Here is a 19,908-nt window from a genome sequence, read left to right on the forward strand (position 1 = left end):
TGATCGAGTCTGGCCAGAGAATGGGCAACCCCTATCTATCGGAGTAAGCCTGATGCCCGTATCGACTGTCGCAGCCCTGCAAATCGGCGCCTTGCCTGGCGGCAAGGCTGACACCCTGGCGCAGATCCTGGCCTATGAGGATCAAATCCAGCGCAGTGGCGCGCACTTGGTGGTCATGCCCGAGGCGTTGCTGGGCGGCTATCCCAAGGGCGAAAGCTTTGGCACGCAATTGGGTTATCGCCTGCCCGAGGGCCGGGAAGCCTTTGCACGGTATTTTGCCAATGCCATTGACGTGCCGGGGCCAGAAACCGAGGCGCTGGCCGGGATGTCGGCGCGTACCGGTGCCAGCCTGGTGCTGGGCGTGATTGAACGCAGTGGCAGTACGCTGTATTGCAGCGTGCTGTATTTCGAACCCTCGGGCGGCCTGGTGGCCAAGCATCGCAAGCTGATGCCGACCGGCACCGAGCGGCTGATCTGGGGCAAGGGCGACGGCTCGACCCTGCCGGTGATTGACACCGCGGTTGGGCGTATCGGCGGCGCGGTGTGCTGGGAAAACATGATGCCGTTGCTGCGCACCGCGATGTACGCCAAGGGCGTCCAGGTGTGGTGTGCACCCACCGTGGACGAGCGCGACATGTGGCAGGTGAGCATGCGCCATATTGCCCATGAAGGGCGTTGCTTTGTGGTCAGCGCCTGCCAGGTGCAGGCATCGCCTGAAGCCTTGGGTGTGGAGGTTGCCAACTGGCCGGTGGACCGTCCGTTGATTGCCGGCGGCAGCGTGATCGTTGGACCCATGGGCGATATTCTGGCGGGGCCGTTGGTGGGCGAAGCGGGGTTGTTGACGGCGCAGATCGATACTGATCAGTTGGTGCGGGCCCGCTACGACTACGACGTAGTGGGGCATTACGCCAGGCCGGATATTTTTGAATTGGTGGTCGACGAGCGCGCCAAGCCAGGCGTTCGCTATATCACTGACTGAACGCAATCAACCTGTGGGAGCAGGCAAGTCAGCTCCCACATGTGGTTTTCAGCCACTTACCAGGTGGCAGTGTTCGGTAAGTCCAGGGTGCCACGCTCCACAAAACGCATGGTGCCAAACAGGCCACCCGCCAATTTGCCGCGCAGCACGTAGGGCAGGTTGTTCAGGCTTTGGGTCTGGCTAAGGCCCAGGGTCTGGCGCAACACCGAAAACGCCGAAACGCTGACCGGCACCATCAGTACGGTTTCGGAAAAGCGTGGGATGCTCCCAGCCTGATCGCTGACGCCAGAAGCGAGTGGCCGGCCATTGACCTCCAGATCCAGCGCCACGCCGTTGTAGTCGATTGCCGCTTCATTGGGGTTTTGCACCCGCAGCTTCACGGTAAAGCGCACTTCCAGGTCCTGGCTTTGCAGCGGCTCGATGCCCACCACATTGATGTTCACCGGGTCGCGGTTGGGGAACAGTGCGCAGGCGCTCAAGGTCAGCAGCAACAGCGATACAACCATGAGCTTGCGCATAAAGAAATGCTCCTACTTTGGGGTAACGTCCGGGTCCTGCATGACCTTGAGGGTAGAGGACTCCGGCTCGAATTCATCTTCTTCCAGCTCTATGAACTCTTCGGGCAGGAAAATGTTCAGCAGGATTGCACAGAATGCGCCCACGGTGATCGGCGATTCGAAGATGTTGTGCAGCGCCTTGGGCAGCTCGCGCAGCACTTCCGGCACGGCGGCGACGCCCAGGCCCATGCCTAGGGAAATCGCCACGATCAGCACATTACGTCGATGCAGGCCCGCTTCAGCGAGGATCTTGATGCCGGCCACGGCCACGGTGCCGAACATGATCAGAGTCGCGCCACCCAATACGGGCTTGGGCATCAGTTGCAGTACCGCGCCGATCATCGGAAACAGCCCCAGCAGCACCAGCAGGCCAGCAATGAAGTACGCCACGTAGCGGCTGGCCACGCCGGTCAATTGGATCACGCCGTTGTTCTGGGCAAAGGTCACCATCGGCAGGCTGTTGAACGTGGCGGCCATCGCCGAGTTGAGGCCGTCGGCCAGCAGGCCGGACTTGATGCGCTTGATGTACAGCGGGCCCTTGACCGGTTGCTGGGAAATCATCGAGTTGGCGGTCAGGTCACCGGCGGCTTCCAGGGGCGAAATCAGGAAGATCACCGCCACCGGGATAAACGCCACCCAGTCGAACGAGAAACCATATTTGAACGGCACGGGCACGCTGATCAGCGGTACTTGGGGCAGGGCGGCCATGTCGACGCGGCCCAGCAGCCACGCTACTACAAAGCCCAGGGTCAAACCGATCACGATCGAACCCAGGCGCAGGAACGGGTTGTTGAAGCGGTTGAGTACCACGATGGTCAGCAGCACCAACGCCGCCAGGCCCATGTTGCCCGCCGCGCCCAGATCGCTGGCACCATAGCCGCCAGCCATGTCGGTGACGGCCACCTTGATCAGTGACAAGCCCATCAAGGTAATGATGGTGCCGGTGACCACCGGGGTGATCAGTTTGCGCAGTTTGCCGATGAATTGGCTGAGCACCACTTCGATAAACGCCGCGAAAAAGCAGATGCCAAAGATCGTCGAGAGGATCTCATCGGTGCCGCCGCCCCGGGCCTTGACCATAAACCCGGCGCTCAAAATCACACTGATAAAAGAAAAACTGGTGCCTTGCAGGCACAACAGCCCCGAACCCACCGGCCCGAAGGTGCGCGCCTGCACAAAGGTGCCGAGCCCCGAGACAAACAGCGCCATGCTCACCAGGTACGGCACTTCGCTTTCCAGCCCGAGTACGCCGCCGACGATCAGGGTGGGCGTGATGATGCCGACAAAACTCGCCAACACATGCTGCAACGCGGCAAAAATCGCGGCGGTGAAGTGCGGGCGGTCTTCGAGGCCGTACATGAGGTCGGATTTATAGCGCGGGCGGGGGGCTTGAGCGTCAGACAAAATGATGGCTCGGGTCAGAAAATGGAGGCGCAGGATGCCAGAAAGTGCCAGGCGCCTGAAGTGTAAAAAAATATTTATAAAAACCCTGCGCTAAAGCCGTGGCCCAGCCGATATCAAGCATAGGCCCACACTACAACGACAACAGTGGTGACCAAGGTCTGGGCAGCGCGTTGACGCTGACGGATCGTTTCGCGGCAAGGACGCTCGCAAACACTACTTCTGAGAGCAGCCCTATGTCCCTCCGTCACCTGAATATTGCCCCTCGCGCGTTTATCGGTTTTGCCTTCATTGCGGTTCTGGTGGTGCTGCTGGGCGTGTTTGCGGTCAACCGCATGACGCAAATGCGCCAATCCTCCCAGGACATGAGCGCCAACCAACTGCCCAGCATGACCCACCTGGGCACCATCACCGAAAACGTGCTGCGCATGCGCATTCTGTCGTTTCGTGTGCTGGTCAACCGCGAGCCTGCCGCCTTGCAGGAAGCCGAGACCCGCATCGGTGTGTTGGCTGACAAGGTCAAGACCGCCCAGGCCAAATACGCCACGCTGCCTGCCGGCCCGGAGGAGGCAGCGCTGTACAAGACCTTTGGCGTGACCCTGGACAATTACCTCAAGGCCCAGGCCGAGATGGTGGCATTGTCTAAACAGGGCAAGGTCGATGAGATGCGCGCCCTGATCAACAGCCGTATCAAGGACGGCACTGACCAGATGGGCGAGCAACTGAACAAGCTGATTGCCATCAATGCGGCCGACGCCAAGCAGGCCGACGAGGATGCCGGGCAAAGCTACGAAGGCGCGATCACCGGTGTGGTGGCAGTCTCCGTGGTGGCGGCATTGCTCACCGTTCTGCTGGCCTGGTTGCTGACCCGCAGTATCGTGACCCCGTTGCGCAAGGCTGTGGAAGTGGCTGAAACCATTGCCGCCGGCAACCTGAGCAAAACCATCGAGGACGATGGCAAGGACGAACCGGCACGGTTGCTCAGTGCGCTGTCGACCATGCAAGCCAGCCTGCGCCAGACCATCCAGCACATCGCCGGTTCGGCCACGCAGCTCGCTTCGGCGGCGGAAGAGTTGAGCGCGGTCACCGAGGAAGCCTCCCGTGGCCTGCAACAGCAGAACAATGAAATTGACCAGGCCGCCACGGCCGTCAATGAGATGACGGCGGCAGTGGAGGAGGTGGCGCGTAACGCGGTTTCCACCTCCGAGGCGTCCGGGCAGTCCAACCAGGCCGCGCGGGAAGGCCGTGATCGGGTAATGGAAACCGTCGGCGCGATCCAGACCATGACCCAGGACGTACAGAATACCTCCGCGATGATTGAAGGCCTGGCCGCTCAGGGCCGGGATATCGGCAAGGTGCTGGATGTGATCCGTGCGATTGCCGAGCAAACCAACCTGCTGGCGCTCAACGCGGCGATTGAAGCCGCCCGTGCCGGCGAGGCCGGACGTGGCTTTGCGGTGGTCGCCGATGAAGTGCGCGCCCTGGCCCATCGCACCGCGCAGTCGACCCAGGAAATCGAGAAAATGGTCGCCGGCATCCAGAACGGTACCGGTGAGGCGGTGCAGTCCATGCAACAGAGCAACCAGCGCAGCCAGACCACCCTGGAAATGGCACGCGCAGCCGGCGCCTCACTGGAGCAGATCACGGCGTCTATCAGCCTGATCAACGAACGCAACCTGGTGATTGCCAGCGCGTCGGAAGAACAGGCCCAGGTCTCCCGCGAGGTGGACCGCAACCTGGTCAACATCCGTGACTTGGCCACCCAGTCGGCGGCGGGCGCCAACCAGACCAGCGCGGCCAGCCATGAGCTGTCGAGGTTGGCGGTGGATTTGAATGGGATGGTGGCCAGGTTCGTCGTCTAACAGCCGCCACAAAACCCTGTGGGAGCTGGCTTGCCTGCGATAGCAATCTTACAGTCAGCACATCATGGGTTGGCTTACCGCTATCGCAGCATAGGGATCTACACAACTTGGGCCGGTGCTGACCTGTGGCGAGGGCGCTTGCCCCCGTGACGGACTGACAGCCGACGCTGATCTAACTGACGCGCCGCAATCCAAATGTGGGAGCTGGCTTGCCTGCGATGGCGGCCTTACAGCCGACCAGGATGTTGGATCTGACCGCGTACATATCCGTTCCTGCGGTAACGGCCACCTATGGTTCCGCTCTTACAGCGGGTCACTTTTGGAAAGGCCCAAAAGTAACCAAAAGGCCTTCGCCCCACCACTCGGCACCTCGCCTAGGCTCGGTGTGCCCGAACGCAGGCTTGAAGTCGTGGGCCGCCGCCACGCGCCATCCATGGCGCGGGGCGGCTAACCCGGCGTCCTGCCGGGTTGCCCACGACCTCAAGCCTGCGTTCGGCCAGCATAGTTTGACGGGGCGCTTCAGATCAAAAGCCAGATCAAGATCAAGAGCGGCTCGCTTAGCATCGTGGTTACCGTCGATCGCTTCAGAGTTGTGTAGATACCTATGGCTATCGCAGGCAAGCCAGCTTCCACCTTTGCTCTTGTGTTGTGTCAGTGCCGCCATGCCCCTGGATTCACCAGGTTTACCGGCTTTTCGCCAGCCAGTGCCGCCAACAGATTATCCACCGCACACTTGGCCATCGCCTCCCGCGTCTCATGGGTGGCCGAGCCGATATGCGGCGTAGCCACCACATTGTTCAACCGCAACAACGGCGATGCGTGATCCAGCGGCTCCTTCTCAAACACGTCCAACCCCGCCGCGCGGATAGTGCGTTGCTGCAATGCTTGCACCAGTGCTGCCTCATCCACCACCTTGCCTCGGGAGATATTGATAAAGATCGTCTCTGGCCCCATCAGCGCAAACTCCTCGGCGCCAATCAACTTCTCGGTCTCAGCGGTCAACGGCAACGTCAGGCAGACAAAATCCGCTTCTTTGAGCAAGTCCTTGAGGCTTCGGTACTGCGCGCCAAAGCGCGCTTCAACCGCCGGCTTGGGCGAATGGCTGTGGTAGATCACCGGCATGCCGAAGCCAAAATGCCCGCGCTGGGCCAGGGCTTCGCCGATGCGGCCCATGCCGATGATGCCCAGGGTCTTGCCATGTACATCACTGCCAAAATGCGCCGGGCCGATGTTTTTGTTCCATTGCCCGGCGCGTACCATGTCGGCCAGTTCCACCACGCGCCGGGCGGTCGCCAGGATCAGCGCAAAGCCGGTGTCGGCGGTGGTTTCGGTGAGCACATCCGGGGTGTTGCTGAGCAGGATGCCGCGTTGGGTCAGGTAATCGATATCGTAGTTGTCGACGCCCACCGAGACGCTGGCTACTGCTTCCAGCTTGGGTGCCAGGTCGAGCAATCGGGCGTCCAGGCGCAGGCTTGCACCCAACAGGCCATGGGCAGTGGGCAGTGCATCGCGCAGTTTGGCCAGGCCGGTCTCATCCAGTGCATCAATCAGCGTGACCTCGGCCTGCTCATGCAGGCGGGCCATCAGCGGCGCGGACAGTTTCTTGTACAACACAACGGACTTTTTCATGAGGTCTTTACCTTCAACTCCAGGGTTGGCGCCGGCGAGCGGTCACTGGCGCCGGGCTTGAGGAAAATCGTCAGCACCACCGAAAGCAGCAGCGCGCCGCTCATCAGCAGGTACGAAGCGCCGGGCGAGCCGGTGCTGCTGTTGAGGTAACCCACCAGATACGAGCCACCGAACGAGCCCAAGGCGCCCATGCTGTTGATCAGTGCCATGGCGCCACCGGCGACGTTGGCCGGCAGGATTTCCGGGACGATGGCGAAAAACGGGCCGTAGGGTGCATACATGCAGGCCCCGGCGATCACCAGCAGGGTGTAGGACCACCAGAAGTGTTCGGCGCCCAGCACGTAGGACGCGTAGAAAGCAATCGACGCAATCAACAGCGGCGGCCAGACAAAACGCTTACGTTTCTGCAGCTTGTCCGAACCCCAGGACACCACGAGCATGCCAATCACCGCCGCCAGGTAGGGCAGGGCCGAGAGCCAGCCGGCTTCGACCATGTCCATCTGCAAACCGGCCTTGAGGATCGATGGCAGCCACAGTACGAAGCCATACACGCCAATGCTCCAGCAAAAAAACTGCAGGGCGAGAATGATCACCTTGGGCGAACGGAACGCCTCGGCGTAGTTCTTCACGGCCTTGATCCCCACCTGCTCGGCGGCGAGGGCGGTTTCCAGGCTGAGCTTTTCGGCGTCGCTCAGCCACTTGGCATCCTTGGGACGCTCATCGGCCAGCTTCCACCAGATAAACGCCCACAACACCGCCGGCAGGCCCTCGATGATGAACATCCAGCGCCAGCTGAAATGCTGCACCAGGTAGCCCGACACCACCGACATCCACAGCATGGTCACCGGGTTGCCAAGGATCAGGAAAGTGTTGGCCCGCGAGCGTTCGGCACGGGTGAACCAGTGGCACAGGTACACCAGCATGGCCGGCATCACGGCCGCCTCGACCACCCCGAGCATGAAGCGGATGACGATCAGCATGTAGGCGTTGGACACCACGCCGGTCAGCGTCGCCAAGCCGCCCCACAGAATCAGGCTGACGAAGATCAGTTTCTTGACGCTGCGCTTTTGCGCATAGATCGCCCCCGGCACCTGGAAGAAAAAGTAGCCGAGGAAAAACAGCGCGCCGAGCAGGGAGGACATGCCCGGCGTGATCATCAGGTCCTCGGCCATCCCGGAGGCGGCGGCGAAGCCGTAGTTGGCGCGGTCCAGATAGGCCAGGCTGTAGGTGATAAACACGATAGGCATGATGTACCACCAACGGCGGGTGGCGAGTTTCACGGTTTCCATGGGGTTGCTCCTGAGCTTGTTGTAGTTGTGGCAACAGGTAATGGGTCACGCAACGGATCGAGTGGGTAATTCGGCGCGGGTCGGCAAACCCTCCATGTCGCCACGGCTCTGCACAGCGCGGCTGCCGATCCAGTTAGCGCGCTGGACCGCCTCGGGGAAGCTTGAGTTTTCCAGCAGGGCGCTGATCATCCCCACGGCAAAGCCATCGCCGGCACCCACGGTATCCACCACCTTGTCCACCGGTACGGCGGCGACAAAACCCTGGTCCATATGAGTGCGGTAATAGGCGCCCTCCGAGCCGAGTTTGATCGCCACGGCTTCGGCGCCCTGGTCGAGATAGAACGCGGCGATGTCTTGCGGGTCGTCGAAACCAGTGAGCAGGCGACCTTCGCCCAGGCCCGGCAGGACCCAGTCGGCCAAAGCGGCAAGCGCATTGATTTCGCGGATCATCTGCGCCTGGCTGGCCCACAGGGACGGGCGCAGGTTCGGGTCGAACGACACACTGCGCCCGGCCTTGCGCATTTGCGCCATCAGCTCGAACGACAGTGCGCGAGTGGCATCGGACAGTGCTGGTGGAATGCCGGTGGCGTGTAGATGGCGGGCTTGCAGCAGCGTTGGGTGGATGGCCTCGATGGACAAGTGGCTGGCCGCCGAGCCTCTGCGAAAGTACTCCACTTGAGGATCTGCGCCGGCCTCTTCCCGGGATTTGAGTTGAAAGCCGGTAGGGTGCAGCGGGTCGACGGCCACATGGCGGCAATCGAGCCCCTCTTTGGTCAGGGTATCGACCACAAAACGTCCGAGGGAATCGTTACCCACGCGGCTCAGCCAGGCCACGTTGAACCCCAGGCGCGACAGGCCGATAGCGACGTTGCTGTCGGCGCCGGCAATGCGTTTGTGAAACTGCCCGACCTGGGCCAGGTCGCCGGTCTGTTCGGCGACAAACATCGCCATGGTTTCGCCAAACGAGAGGATATCGATCTCAGACATGGGCGTTCTCCACATGGGGTTGGCCAAGGCGGGCCAGGGTCGCGACCTGTTGTGCGGTAACCTCGATCAGGTCATCGCCCTGCAACGGAAATTCCACCGCGCGGGTAATACCTTGAGTCATGTGTTTGAGCAGTTGTTCCCACAGATGCACGTCGGTGGCGCCCGGCGGCAAGGCGACGAGCCTGCCATCGGCGCGGCGGGCCACGGCCTTGCAGTGCAGGTAATCCACATGCCGACCCAGCAACCGCGCGGCGGTGAGCGCGGATTGGTCTTGCCACTGCCAGTTGCCGATGTCGAAGGTCATTTTCACCGGCAGGCCGAGACGTTCGACTTCAGTGAAAAACCGTTGCATCGGTTCAATGCGCCCACCGTGCAGGGTCTGGTCGTTTTCCACCAGCAGCTTGACCGGGTGGCGGTTGAGCAGGGCGTGCAGGCTTTCCAGGTCGTTTGTGTCGGTGAAGTAACCGAGCGAGACCTTCAGCCAGCCCGAGCCAAAGGCCTGGGCGCGGTCCAGCGTGGCGGCCAGCTCGGCATTGGGCTGGGCACGGCCGGCGACCCACAGCTCCAAGGGCGAGGAAAATACTGATTCCAGGCCTTGTTCTGCAGCGGCCAGGGCCAGCTCGGCCGGTTGCTCGGTGGTGAGCAATTCTTCGCGCCATTCAATGCGCTGGGCACCAGCGGCGCTCAGCAGCGCGACAAAACTCAATTGGCCCTGCTGGCGAACCAGGTCGGCGCCGTAGCTGGAAAGGCTGATGGAGACGGGGTATTTATGCATTGTTGTTTACCTCTGAAACCGGTTTCATTTTTATACGCAAAACAAAATGTGGGAGCGGGCTTGCTCGCGAAGGCGGTGTGTCAGTCAGCGCAAGAGTGGCTGATCTATCGCGTTCGCGAGCAAGCCCGCTCCCACAGGGGATTGTGTCGAGCCACGGATAATCAGCTCCGGTAAAAAATCCAGGGTGCGCGTGGGGGCGGTATCGCCGCGCAGGCGCTTGAGCAAACAGTCAAAAGCGCTAGCGCCAATCGCTTGCGTCGGTTGGGCGAGGGCGGTGATGCCGCTACCTACCAGCGGGTACCAGTCCAGGTCATCCAGGGCGATCAAGCCCACGTCGCCGAACAGCTCGCAGCCCAGGGCCTTGAGTGCACGGGTGCAGGCCAGTGCTGCCACGCCGTTGGCGCAAAACAATGCCTTGGGGCCGGGTTTGGCGAGAAAGGCTTGCAGACGGTTTTCCAGTTCACCGTCCAGTTCAACCACGGCACCTTTCAACGCCGGGCGCTTGGCAATCTCGGTGTTGAAACTCTCCAGACGCTCCAAACGTGAACTGGTGCCATCGGTGGTCTCGCTTACCAGCAGCACGTCGCGGTAACCCTGTTGCTCCAGGTGTTCCACCGCCATGCGCACCGCCGCCGGGTTATCCAGGCCGACCAGGTCGCTGTGCAGTGGTTCGACCTTGCGGTCCACCAGCACCAGGGGCATTTCCCGTTGCAGTTCGAGCAGTTGGTCGAGGTGATGGCCCAGGGTGTTCACGATCAACCCTTCGATGTTGTACGAGCGCAGCGCCGCCAAATGCTGGTGCTCCTGTTCGTCATCGCGGTCGGTGTTGCACACCACCAGGCTGTAGCCGTGCTGACGGCAGGCGGTTTCGACGCCGTGCATCACGGCGATGGAATAGGGGTTGCGGATATCGGCCACCAGCATACCGATCAGGCGCGTGCGTCCACGTTTGAGGCCGCGGGCCATCTGGTTGGGGCGATAACCGAGTTCGTCGATGGCCTGTTCGATGCGCAGGGCAATGGCATCGGAGAGCAGGGCGCGGTCATCGCCGATAAAGCGCGAGACGCTGGCCTTGGACACGCCAGCGCGCTCGGCGACGTCGAGCATGGTCACGCGGCTGCGCTGGGCGGCTGAAAAAGGAGTCACGGTAAAGCCTTTCTTATTGGAGTTGGGAGAGACGCTGAAACCGGTTTCAGAAAACACCAAGTATAAGAAACCGTCAAGTTAATCTTCGACATTCAGACGCGGCAAGCTCGAGACAACTGACGAATGGCACTCGCAACCTGTTAGATCTGACAGTACCCAGAAAGGACGGTTTGGCGTTTACTTTTCCATAACTTGACGGGGTAGGACGGTTCTGTGAACCCGCCATTAAAATTAAAAGAGTAAAGAACATGTCCATCTCAAAACTGAGTCACCTTCCTGAAGCGACCAGTGGCGGTGTACTTGCGCTAGACCCGATGGACATCCCAGGTGTCGATCCTCTTGACCCAAACGGTCTCGTACCGGTCTCACTGACTCTTGCGCCTCTGTTGGTCAGGATACCTATGTGGCTCCCGGCGCCTGAACCATTGGATACACCCCACCGGGTGCAACTTCTCTGGGAGCGAGACGGTATTGAAAGGCAGGCTGATCTGAAGTTTATCGATGCCCCACCTCCACCTCTGCCTGCGTTTGTGCCAATGCACGTGCCATTAGCCATGCTCAGAGAGCGTTCAGGCACTGTGAAACTGTTTTATCGCGTGATCGATTCCGAGGGACAACGCAGCGAGCTTGATCCAAAGGTCACGTTGACCATTGATTTGGAATCCCCGGAATTGCTCCGGCCTGATGACCAACTCAGCTTCGTGAATCCACCCGTCACAGGTGTTGATGAAGCCTATTTGGCGAGCAATGACCCGATGCGCTTCAATATTCCGCCTTATCGGGGGCGTGAGCGAAATGATCGTATCGAAATGGTGCTATCCAATAGTCCGAACCCAGCTGCTGCTGCGCCGGACGGCGACTATGTACTGGTAGATGTTTCAGACCCGCTGGTCTGTGAGTTGCCAGCGGCTGCGTTTCGTCGCCTGAATAACGGCCCAGCCTATATCTTTTATCAAGTGTTCGACGAGGCCGGGAATTTCAGTACGCGTAGTGCCGGTTTACCGTTTTCACTCGATCTGATAGCAGGTCCAGATGTACCGCTGCCTGCACCCACTATCATGCCGCCGGCCTACGATGACAATATCATCAAGCGCGACGACGCCCGGGCCGCGGTGGTGCTGCTGATTGACCCCTATATCAATTGGGCCGCCGGAGATCACGCCCGGGCTTTTTGGGACGAGCGGCCGCTCGCAGATGTGCCGGTGTTCGACGGCGTCGTAACACAGGTACCGGTTCCCTGGGCCACTATGCGGGGGCCATCCCCAGTTCTGGTGGCAGAAGAGATCCGGATACGTTACGAAATCATCCGCGGTCTGACGATCTACCCGTCATACCGGCGTCGTATCAGCCAGGATTTCACGGTTGCCGGGCAAGACCATGCGGGTGCGCCCGCACTGCTAAACCCCGATCTACCGTTGGCTGAAGTACGTGGCCTGGTGTCAGATGAGGCCAATCTGGTTGACCTTCGCGACAAGGATGTAGGCGCCCGTGCCAGGGTGTTTCTCTATGACGACCCACAGCCAGGCCAGGTATTGAGATTCTTTTGGAATGGTATAGGGCCTGTGGCTACCAAGACAGTTCAAGTCGGGGAAGTCGCCGGCCAATTAGTATTCTCCAGTGTTATTCCATGGGCGGTGATGGAGGGCACTATTAACGCTTCGTTGCCTGTGCATTACACCACCGATAATGGGATTAACCAGCAACAGTCCCGACATACTGAAGTCGATGTTCATACCGGGCCGCTGCTCAGCTTTCCTACTCCGATTATTCAGCACACGCTGGTGGGTAGCACGGGTACGTTTCTCACCTGTTGCTCATCCCCAGAGATATTTGCCGGCGTGCGTTGGAAAGTTGTCGCTCATGGCGATTTTGATTTGAACGATGAAGTTCGATTTTTTACCCATGGCTATAACAATAACGGCTGGGATGACCCCGTGGTGGAGGACAGTCGATTTACTCAAGACAAGACATTTGATACGCCGGCGGACTTGGTGAATGGGTTGGACTTTACAGTGACGCCTTTCGATCCAGTGGTGTATTCGCTGCGCCAGGAGAGTACTGCTGTCGCGTGGTATGAGGTGTGGCGTGGTGGGCGCAAAATCGGTGAATCCATCCTGCGGCGCTTCAGAGTTGACCTGGCTTATCCCGCAGGTGGTTACTGCCAGGCAGGCGACATTATTCAGTGTTCAAGTGACGGCGTGCCCACCCTGATAAACACCAAGTGATTACTTCGGTGCAAGGTTAAACGCCAGAAATGCATCCCGTAGGGAAATAGCGATACTAAAGGGTTAAACGAATAGTTTTTCGCTGTTGTTCGTCGCCCATATTGTGACTGATGGAGAACGATGATGAACAAAAGAACGCGTGATTATTTTGCAAGGTTGAATTCCGTTAAAAATCCTCCGCCAGCTGTTTTGGCGGAGCTGGCTCCCCCCGAAGTTGAATTTGTTCCCGGATTTCCAGGGTTGATTTATCGGGAACAGGCATTGTCCGAAGAGTTGGAACTAAAAATACCGCGTTGGGAAGACTTTAGTACCGACCCCGCAGCGCCAGATACTGTATTCGTGTACATAAAACCGGTGGATGATGCTGAGTATGGGCTCCCGTTCATAACGTTCGAATTCAATTTCGATGCGGCTCTACCCCAGGACCATGCAACCGTTAATATTGCCCGAGGCAGACGCCCACCCGGCTTGTGGGATATCAAGTATGAGGTCTATATCGTCCGCATTCCGAATTTGAGTGAGTCGGACCCAATGCGCTTGATTGTCGACACGGATGCACCCTACGCATCATCACCGAATCTTCCCCCAGCGCCTATACTGCCGGCAGGCTTGACACTGCCCATTGACGAGACCGATTTTCCAGCTGCTCCCAATGATCGGTTGTTTTTTTCAATTCCAGATTATGTTCTCAACGGGCGTGCGCCGGGTGACAGGCTGAGGGCGTTCTACGGCGGTTCCGATACCCCTTATGCTCCTGATCCTCCCTCTACCGAGGTGGATTGGCCGGTCACGGACCTTAGGTTTCCATTGCCCAAGAGTGTTGTTTCGGCTGGACCGGACGCGTTTAACACGCTTCGATATCAGTTACTGGACGCCGCGGGCAATCCCAGCCAGCTTTCCTCCTCCTTGCGGTTGGATGTGGCCTTGCTACCTGCACCGGCTAATCTGAAGCAGCCCTTGATCGGCAGGGCGTTTCCGGGAGATAACCGCTTCGATCGGATTGACGGCTCCATTGACCTGGGAATGATTGTAAGAATTCCCGCTTATGACAATCCGCAGCGGGGCAATGACGGTGATGTCTTTGACGTCATACTGTCGACCAGCGTCGGTACCGAAACCATCGAGGGTACTTCATTGGGCGGTACGAGCTTTCCAGTGCCCATTGTTGTTGCACTTCATATTTTGCAAATTCTCTGTGGCGTGTTGACAGGTGACGTGCCGTTGACGGTCACTTACGTCATCCGCCGTCGATCCGTGACGTATCCTGCAGCGCCGTCGACGATCATCAATTTGAATTTGCACGTGGTCGGGCCGACTCCTACCGATCCTCCGGAACTGACGAACACCGACCTGGATCCGGTGGTGATCAAGGGGGTAAATGCCGCTGGCGTGGAGGGCGCTGACAACGAGCTATTGCCGGAGCACGCCAATCGGCCCGCCAATGCCTATATCACGTTGTGGGATGAAGCCCCAACCCCTGACGCCGAGGACTTTTTCATCCGGCTGTGGTACGAGGGAGAACTCGCCGCCACTCGCCAGATAACGGGCGGGATCGCCGGCGCCCCGGTCACCCCGCCGCTGCAGATTCCGTGGGCGCTGATCGCCAAGCATGGTAATGCACCGCCTATGAAACAGGTGCATTACACAATCGACGCGGGCCTCGGTACGAATCGGCAGGAGTCTGAGGTGACCTCGGTGGACGTACAGGCCAATGTCCAGTCCCTTGCCATGCCTGAAGTTCGTCATCTGGAATTGTTTGGCGGCCCCCCAGGCGTGATCAACTGCAATACAATCAGGCCTTTGAATACGGACGGGAATGTCATTGTTTTTATTCCGCCGTCGCGCTTGTTTGAGGAGTTCATGGTGGTCCGGGTGGACTGGAAAGGCTACAGCGATAACGCCGGTACGACTGAGGTAACAGCAGCTGCAGGGTTCAAAGACTCCCCTCCATTGACCCCCGCTATGATCTCGCTGGGTTTTGAAGTGAACCTGGGCCCTTTCTCTACCATCATGAAGTTGATCCAGCCTCACCAGGGCACACGGCTCATGGGGGCGGCGAGGATCAATTACACCATCCAATTGACGTCTGGGCCTTTGACATCGAGTGATGCCTTGCACTTGTCACGTTCGATCAAGTCCGGCGCCAATCCTACCTACTGCGACAACACGCCGGTACCCGCAGCGCCTTGACGTGGTTGCGAAAACAGCCTGGGAGCAGCCACGCTGCTCCCAAGGTTCATAGAGGGACAACTCATTTGTTCTCACCGTGCGCATCGAGATTGATTCGGGGGTATTAAGATTAATCCTACATAAATAGGGAACAACTCTGGATAACTTTGGCACCGCTTGATTGGCAGGGTTCCACGCTCTTAGGTACCGGCCAATTTCTTCAATAGGAATGCCAAACCCAGAGGGTTTTTCGATGTCGTCAATGTTTAATTTTAAGCTCAAGCCGTTGAGTTTTGCCTTGAAGGCCAACGCGGTTTCATTAGCAGTTCTTATGTCAAGCGTGGCCGAAGCCCGCGTGGTTACGGGCCCGAATGAAACAGTTCGGCCTGGCCCTCCACCTGACAGTTTCGAGCTCAAGCCCGGCTCAGGCCTCACCGTGGAAGGGGCCACCACCAAACAAATCCGTACCCAGTCTGCCAACTTGACCGTTAATCCGGGCAGCAAAACTCAAGACATCACGGCATTCAATTCGAACGTGAATATTGATGGCGCCGAGATCACTGCGCGGGCGACACAGCCGGCAGCAGTGTTCATGAGTGGCGGGACGCTGTCGCTCAAGAACAGCACACTTACCCACAGCAATGGCGTTGGCCTGGTCGTTTCTCGTCCGATCGGCAGTGACGAGGGGGCAATTGCCTCGGTATTCAACAGCAGCATCACCGGCACCACGCGTGGCGTCAGTGTGGGTGGTAACAGCGCGTTGGCCCTCTACCAAACCGACGTTGCAGGCACGGGCGAAAATGGCGTGGGCCTGTATCTGTTCGGTCAAGCCATTGCGATCGATAGCTCCATCACCGGTGAGCTCAATGGCGTGCGGCTGGATATGGACCGCAGCCCCGACGTGCCAGCTGCATTGATACTTGATGGCTCATACGTAGAAGGAAAAGCGGGCGCAGCCATTCTGGTCGAAAGCTCGAAGGCGGGTACACCGGCTAATGCAACTATAGATGTGCGCAACGGTGCGACCCTCAAGGGCGGCAACGGCAATATCCTCGAAGTCACCGGCGGCTCCTTCGCCAACATGAATGTCGACGGCAGTACCTTGTTCGGTGACGTCGTGGTCGAGGAGGGCAGCACTGCCAAGTTGCAGCTCAACAACGGCTCGTGGTTGACCGGCCAGCTGAAAAACGTAGCTGAGTTAAGCGTGAACAACGCCTCCCACTGGGCGCTTGTGGGTGACAGCGAAGTCGGTGACCTGAAAATGGCGGGCGGCAGCGTGCATTTTGGTGGGCCTAATGAGTTCTACCGGTTGGATGTCGACAGCCTGTCGGGCGAAGGCACGTTCGTGATGCATACCGACTTTGGCAGCGGCCAGACCGACTTGCTCGCCGTTAATGGCATCGCCGAAGGTAACCACAGCCTGTTGCTGGCGGCCACGGGGTCGGAGTTGGCCACGGCCGAGCCGATTCGCGTGGTGAGCACCGAGGGCGGTGATGCACAGTTCGCCCTGGTCGGCGGAACGGTTGACGCAGGTGCCTACAGTTACGGGCTCAAGCAGGAAGACACCGATTGGTACCTGGACCCTAACCGGCGCGGCACCAGCAACAGCACCAAAGCGGTGATGGCGTTGTTCAACACCTCGCCCACAGTGTTGTACGGCGAGATGACTTTGTTGCGTACCCGGATGGGTGAGCTGCGCTTCAGCCAGGGCAACAACGAAGGTTTCTGGATGCGCGGCTACGGCAACAAGTACGAGGTCAGCGGCAATCAGGATGGTGGCGGCTACACGCAGAACCAGCGCGGCTTTACCTTGGGTATCGACACGCCGCTATACGGCGGCGATGGGCAGTGGGTGGCCGGTGTGATGGCCGGTCACAGCACCTCCGATATCGACCTCAACCGCTCCGGTGGCGGTACAGTCGACAGCTACTACGTGGGCGGTTATGCCACGTGGCTCGATGACGAGAGCGGCCTGTATTTCGACGGTGTGGTCAAGCTCAACCGCTTGCACAACGAAGTCAACGTGAGCATGAGCGACGGCAAAAAAGCCAAGGGCAACTACACCCAGAACGCCGTGGGGGCTTCGGTGGAAGTCGGTCGGCATATCAAACTGGATGACGGCTACTTCGTAGAGCCCTACGGGCAACTCAACGCTGCGATCACCCAGGCTCAGAGTTATGACCTGGACAATGGCCTGCACGCCAAAGGTGACCGTTCGGCCTCGGTCGTGGGCAAGGCTGGCGTCACGGTGGGCAAGAATATCCAGTTGGACAGCGGTGGTGTGTTGCAACCGTACTTGCGTACCGCGTTGGCCCATGAGTTCAACCACAACAATAAGGTCACGGTAAACGGCGAGCGCTTCAACAACGATGTATTCGGTTCGCGCATTGAAATGGCCGGTGGTGTGGCGATGTCGGTGACTCAGAACGTCAAGCTGCATGCGGACCTCGAGCATACACGTGGTAAAACCGTCGACCAGCCATGGGGTGTCAACTTCGGCGTGCGTTACGACTTTTAATTCATCCATCCACCCGAACAGGGGAGGCTTAGGCTTCCCCTTTTTTTCGCCTTCAGATCAGCACACTCAGCCAGGCTGAGCCCAACAGCAGCAAGGCCATGACCCGGTTGAATGCGCCTACGGTCCTGGGGGAGCGCAACAGGCGGCTAGACCCGGCACCCAATAAAGCCCAGGCGCCGAGGCAGGGCAAGGCGATCAGGAAAAACATCAGGGACAGGTACACCACCTGGCGCTGCCCACCCTGGCCAGCGAACACACTGACTACCGCCAGTGCCATCATCCAGGTTTTGGGGTTGATCAATTGCAGGGCCGCGGCGCCCAACAGGCCCAAGGGTTTTTGCGTGTCATCGGCATTGATGGCCTGGGCTGGCGCCCTGAAGATCTGCCAGGCCAGGTAACTCAGCCAAGCCACGCCGGCCCACTGCATCGCCGTTTGCACGTTGGGCAGTTGCACCAATGACTGACCCACACCGCAACCCACCAGCAGCACAATCCCCGATGCCCCCACGCAAGCCCCCATGATGATTGGCAGCGCAGCCTTGAAACCGTAACGGGCGCTGTTGCTGAGCACCAGGATATTGGTCGGGCCGGGGGTGATGGAGGCGACAAAGGCGAACAGCATGAAAGGCACGAAGGTGGACAGCATGGCGGGTGACTCCGGCGGGCTCATTTAGAGCGACCATCTTCACAAGCCCGGGCGTTACCGGTCTGGAAGATTTGTGCAGCGCTTGCGGTACGCGGCCGGTGTCAGCCCATAAGCCCGCGTGAACCAGCGGCCCAAATGACTTTGATCGGCGAAACCCAGGGCCATCGCCACGTCTGCCGGTTGATCGCCCTTGGCCAATAGATACCGGGCACGGGCCAGGCGCAGTTGCACCAGATAAGCGTGGGGCGGCAGGCCGAAGGCACTCTTGAACGCGCGGCTCAGGCGAAAGCGGTCGACGCCGCAAGCCTGCGCGAGTTCATCCATGCCGACGTCCTGATGCAGATGGGCGTGCAGGTATTCCCGGGCCTTGTGCGCCACCTGCGGCAAGCGCGGGTCATCGCGGTAGCGCATGCGCCAGTAAAGCTGGCCTGTGAGGCGTTCCAGTAACTGATCCAGCGCGCTTTGCCGCACGATCCGCAATTCACCGTGATGCAAGCTCTGAAACGCGTGGCTTGTGGCCAGGGCCAGGCGCGGATCACTGGCCAAGGTGCTGGCGAAACTCAGCTGATGATGGGCGGGTGCTTCCTCGAAGACACTGGCGATTTCCCGTTCCAGCCACTGCGGGTCGAGGTAGAGCATGCGGTAAGTGAAGCCGTCGACTGTCGGGGCATACCCGTCGTGGAGTTCCCCGGGCTCCAACAGGAACACCTGCCCCGGCACACTGTCATGGCGCATGCGCCGACAGTTGAATTGCTGCACGCCTTGTTCGGTCACGCCCACCAGGTAGCTGTCGTGCCAATGGGGGTCATACGCATGGCCTTCGAAATGCGCGCGCAGGGTCTCGATACCGGTGTCGGCGTCCTGGGACAAGTCGATCCAATTGTGCGCAGGCATACAACACCGAGGCGGAAAGTGAAGGGCTATTAGCGGCGACGCCTCAGTGGGCGTCTAGAAGGTTTGTGCAGTCTAGCCAAACAACCCGGCGGCGATGTTGATCGAAAAGCCCAGAATGGCCGTGTTGAACAAAAAACCGATCAACGACTGCCCCAGTACCACCTTGCGCAGGCTACGGGTGGCGACGCCCACATCCGAGGTTTGTACCGCTACGCCGATGGTGAAGGAAAAGTACAGGAAATCCCAGTAGTTGGGCGTGAGCAAGCCTTCGGCAAAACGCAAGGCGGGTTCCTTGCCTGGCCAGGTGTAATAGAGCCTGGCGTAGTGCACGCTGAAAATCACCCCGATCAATAGCCAGGAGCCGATCACCGTCAGCCCGGTGAAACCGTAGTGCAGCAGGCGCTCGGAGGTGGCCAGGTCCTTGCTGCCGACCAGTTCGAACGTAATGGTCGCCAAGCTAGCGATGGCGGCGATACATACCATGAACAGCACCAGGCCGGCGTTCTCGTCTTCGATTTCGGCGATGCGCTTGACGTCCTCGGCCTTGGCGCGAATGGTCAGCCACAGCATCAGTATCAGGTAGGTCCAGACCCCGGCGTTCCAGCCGATCAGGATTTTACTGGCGAGGGTGTCGGCCGGCACCAGGAGGCCGACGGCAAGGCCGAGTAAGGCGGCGGATGAGAGGCGAGGGTGGGTGCGGGCGAGGAAGGGCATGGTGGCTCACAAAGAACTATGTGTGAGCACCATAGCTTATTCGGATGTACCTGATCATGAATGCAATCAATAACCCTGTGGGAGTTGGCAAGCCAGCTCCCACATTTGGCTGCGGCG

Annotated in this window: 15 protein-coding genes; 5 read left to right on the forward strand and 10 right to left on the reverse strand. The window is 59.5% G+C overall.

Going from position 1 to position 19,908, the window contains the following annotated elements:
* The first annotated feature begins 52 nt into the window (after positions 1-52).
* The gene (locus tag BT199_RS05285; protein ID WP_019817808.1) at positions 53-979 is read left to right on the forward strand and encodes a carbon-nitrogen hydrolase family protein; all 927 of its coding nucleotides are present in this window, start codon (positions 53-55) and stop codon (positions 977-979) included.
* A 56-nt stretch (positions 980-1,035) separates the two neighbouring features.
* Here BT199_RS05285 and BT199_RS05290 read toward each other — a convergent pair whose 3' ends face one another.
* Positions 1,036-1,497 (reverse strand): LEA/WHy family protein, encoded by a 462-nt coding sequence (locus tag BT199_RS05290; protein ID WP_072434065.1) that lies wholly within the window; start codon positions 1,495-1,497, stop codon positions 1,036-1,038.
* A gap of 12 nt (positions 1,498-1,509) precedes the next feature.
* Entirely contained in the window at positions 1,510-2,940 is a 1,431-nt protein-coding gene (locus BT199_RS05295; protein ID WP_003190912.1) for a nucleobase:cation symporter-2 family protein, read from the reverse strand.
* Between the two features lie 233 nt (positions 2,941-3,173).
* Here BT199_RS05295 and BT199_RS05300 point away from each other — a divergent pair, with 233 nt between their 5' ends.
* Complete coding sequence (locus tag BT199_RS05300; RefSeq protein WP_014718728.1) at positions 3,174-4,799, forward strand: methyl-accepting chemotaxis protein; 1,626 nt, start codon at positions 3,174-3,176, stop codon at positions 4,797-4,799.
* Between the two features lie 651 nt (positions 4,800-5,450).
* On the opposite strand, the gene BT199_RS05310 is transcribed toward BT199_RS05300, so the two are convergent.
* The 5 genes from BT199_RS05310 to BT199_RS05330 all read right to left on the reverse strand — a co-directional run bounded on the left by BT199_RS05310 (position 5,451) and on the right by BT199_RS05330 (position 10,625).
* The gene (locus tag BT199_RS05310; protein WP_072434067.1) at positions 5,451-6,428 is read right to left on the reverse strand and encodes an NAD(P)-dependent oxidoreductase; all 978 of its coding nucleotides are present in this window, start codon (positions 6,426-6,428) and stop codon (positions 5,451-5,453) included.
* Complete coding sequence (locus BT199_RS05315; protein ID WP_072434068.1) at positions 6,425-7,717, reverse strand: MFS transporter; 1,293 nt, start codon at positions 7,715-7,717, stop codon at positions 6,425-6,427. Before BT199_RS05315 ends, BT199_RS05310 begins: the two co-directional genes overlap by 4 nt.
* 45 nt (positions 7,718-7,762) lie before the next feature.
* Positions 7,763-8,704 (reverse strand): sugar kinase, encoded by a 942-nt coding sequence (locus BT199_RS05320; RefSeq protein WP_072434069.1) that lies wholly within the window; start codon positions 8,702-8,704, stop codon positions 7,763-7,765.
* Entirely contained in the window at positions 8,697-9,479 is a 783-nt protein-coding gene (locus tag BT199_RS05325) for a sugar phosphate isomerase/epimerase family protein (RefSeq protein WP_072434070.1), read from the reverse strand. The genes BT199_RS05320 and BT199_RS05325 overlap by 8 nt, the downstream gene beginning before the upstream one ends.
* A gap of 84 nt (positions 9,480-9,563) precedes the next feature.
* Entirely contained in the window at positions 9,564-10,625 is a 1,062-nt protein-coding gene (locus BT199_RS05330; protein WP_072434119.1) for a LacI family DNA-binding transcriptional regulator, read from the reverse strand.
* Between the two features lie 248 nt (positions 10,626-10,873).
* On the opposite strand from BT199_RS05330, the gene BT199_RS05335 reads away from it, so the two are divergent.
* The 3 genes from BT199_RS05335 (at position 10,874) to BT199_RS05345 (ending at position 17,537) form a co-directional block, all read left to right on the forward strand.
* Entirely contained in the window at positions 10,874-12,850 is a 1,977-nt protein-coding gene (locus BT199_RS05335; RefSeq protein ID WP_072434071.1) for a hypothetical protein, read from the forward strand.
* 123 nt (positions 12,851-12,973) lie between these two features.
* The gene (locus tag BT199_RS05340; protein ID WP_256575929.1) at positions 12,974-15,040 is read left to right on the forward strand and encodes a hypothetical protein; all 2,067 of its coding nucleotides are present in this window, start codon (positions 12,974-12,976) and stop codon (positions 15,038-15,040) included.
* 232 nt (positions 15,041-15,272) lie between these two features.
* Positions 15,273-17,537, forward strand: a complete 2,265-nt coding sequence (locus BT199_RS05345) for an autotransporter outer membrane beta-barrel domain-containing protein (protein WP_072434073.1) — start codon at positions 15,273-15,275, stop codon at positions 17,535-17,537.
* Positions 17,538-17,589: 52 nt separating this feature from the next.
* Here BT199_RS05345 and BT199_RS05350 read toward each other — a convergent pair whose 3' ends face one another.
* The 3 genes from BT199_RS05350 to BT199_RS05360 form a co-directional block, all read right to left on the reverse strand.
* Positions 17,590-18,183 carry a LysE family translocator gene (locus BT199_RS05350; protein ID WP_072434074.1) on the reverse strand — a complete coding sequence of 198 codons (594 nt, stop codon included), beginning with the start codon at positions 18,181-18,183 and terminating at the stop codon, positions 17,590-17,592.
* 54 nt (positions 18,184-18,237) lie between these two features.
* Positions 18,238-19,077, reverse strand: coding sequence for an AraC family transcriptional regulator (locus BT199_RS05355; protein WP_072434075.1), 840 nt, complete (start codon positions 19,075-19,077; stop codon positions 18,238-18,240).
* A gap of 72 nt (positions 19,078-19,149) precedes the next feature.
* A complete protein-coding gene (locus BT199_RS05360; RefSeq protein ID WP_060767814.1) occupies positions 19,150-19,791 on the reverse strand; it encodes a DUF1345 domain-containing protein in 642 nt (213 codons plus the stop codon).
* Positions 19,792-19,908: the final 117 nt, after the last annotated feature.

The organism is Pseudomonas sp. NFR02, assembly GCF_900119375.1.
GTDB classification, from domain to species: Bacteria; Pseudomonadota; Gammaproteobacteria; order Pseudomonadales; family Pseudomonadaceae; genus Aquipseudomonas; species Aquipseudomonas paracarnis.

What these genes read in the sequence shown, in the direction of transcription:
- BT199_RS05340 (WP_256575929.1), top strand. Translation starts at nt 12,974, where the DNA reads ATGAACAAAAGAACGCGTGATTATTTTGCAAGGTTGAATTCCGTTAAA.
- BT199_RS05360 (WP_060767814.1), bottom strand. Translation starts at nt 19,791, where the DNA reads ATGCCCTTCCTCGCCCGCACCCACCCTCGCCTCTCATCCGCCGCCTTA.
- BT199_RS05290 (WP_072434065.1), bottom strand. Translation starts at nt 1,497, where the DNA reads ATGCGCAAGCTCATGGTTGTATCGCTGTTGCTGCTGACCTTGAGCGCC.
- BT199_RS05310 (WP_072434067.1), bottom strand. Translation starts at nt 6,428, where the DNA reads ATGAAAAAGTCCGTTGTGTTGTACAAGAAACTGTCCGCGCCGCTGATG.
- BT199_RS05285 (WP_019817808.1), top strand. Translation starts at nt 53, where the DNA reads ATGCCCGTATCGACTGTCGCAGCCCTGCAAATCGGCGCCTTGCCTGGC.
- BT199_RS05325 (WP_072434070.1), bottom strand. Translation starts at nt 9,479, where the DNA reads ATGCATAAATACCCCGTCTCCATCAGCCTTTCCAGCTACGGCGCCGAC.
- BT199_RS05315 (WP_072434068.1), bottom strand. Translation starts at nt 7,717, where the DNA reads ATGGAAACCGTGAAACTCGCCACCCGCCGTTGGTGGTACATCATGCCT.
- BT199_RS05335 (WP_072434071.1), top strand. Translation starts at nt 10,874, where the DNA reads ATGTCCATCTCAAAACTGAGTCACCTTCCTGAAGCGACCAGTGGCGGT.
- BT199_RS05355 (WP_072434075.1), bottom strand. Translation starts at nt 19,077, where the DNA reads ATGCCTGCGCACAATTGGATCGACTTGTCCCAGGACGCCGACACCGGT.
- BT199_RS05345 (WP_072434073.1), top strand. Translation starts at nt 15,273, where the DNA reads ATGTCGTCAATGTTTAATTTTAAGCTCAAGCCGTTGAGTTTTGCCTTG.
- BT199_RS05300 (WP_014718728.1), top strand. Translation starts at nt 3,174, where the DNA reads ATGTCCCTCCGTCACCTGAATATTGCCCCTCGCGCGTTTATCGGTTTT.
- BT199_RS05350 (WP_072434074.1), bottom strand. Translation starts at nt 18,183, where the DNA reads ATGCTGTCCACCTTCGTGCCTTTCATGCTGTTCGCCTTTGTCGCCTCC.
- BT199_RS05320 (WP_072434069.1), bottom strand. Translation starts at nt 8,704, where the DNA reads ATGTCTGAGATCGATATCCTCTCGTTTGGCGAAACCATGGCGATGTTT.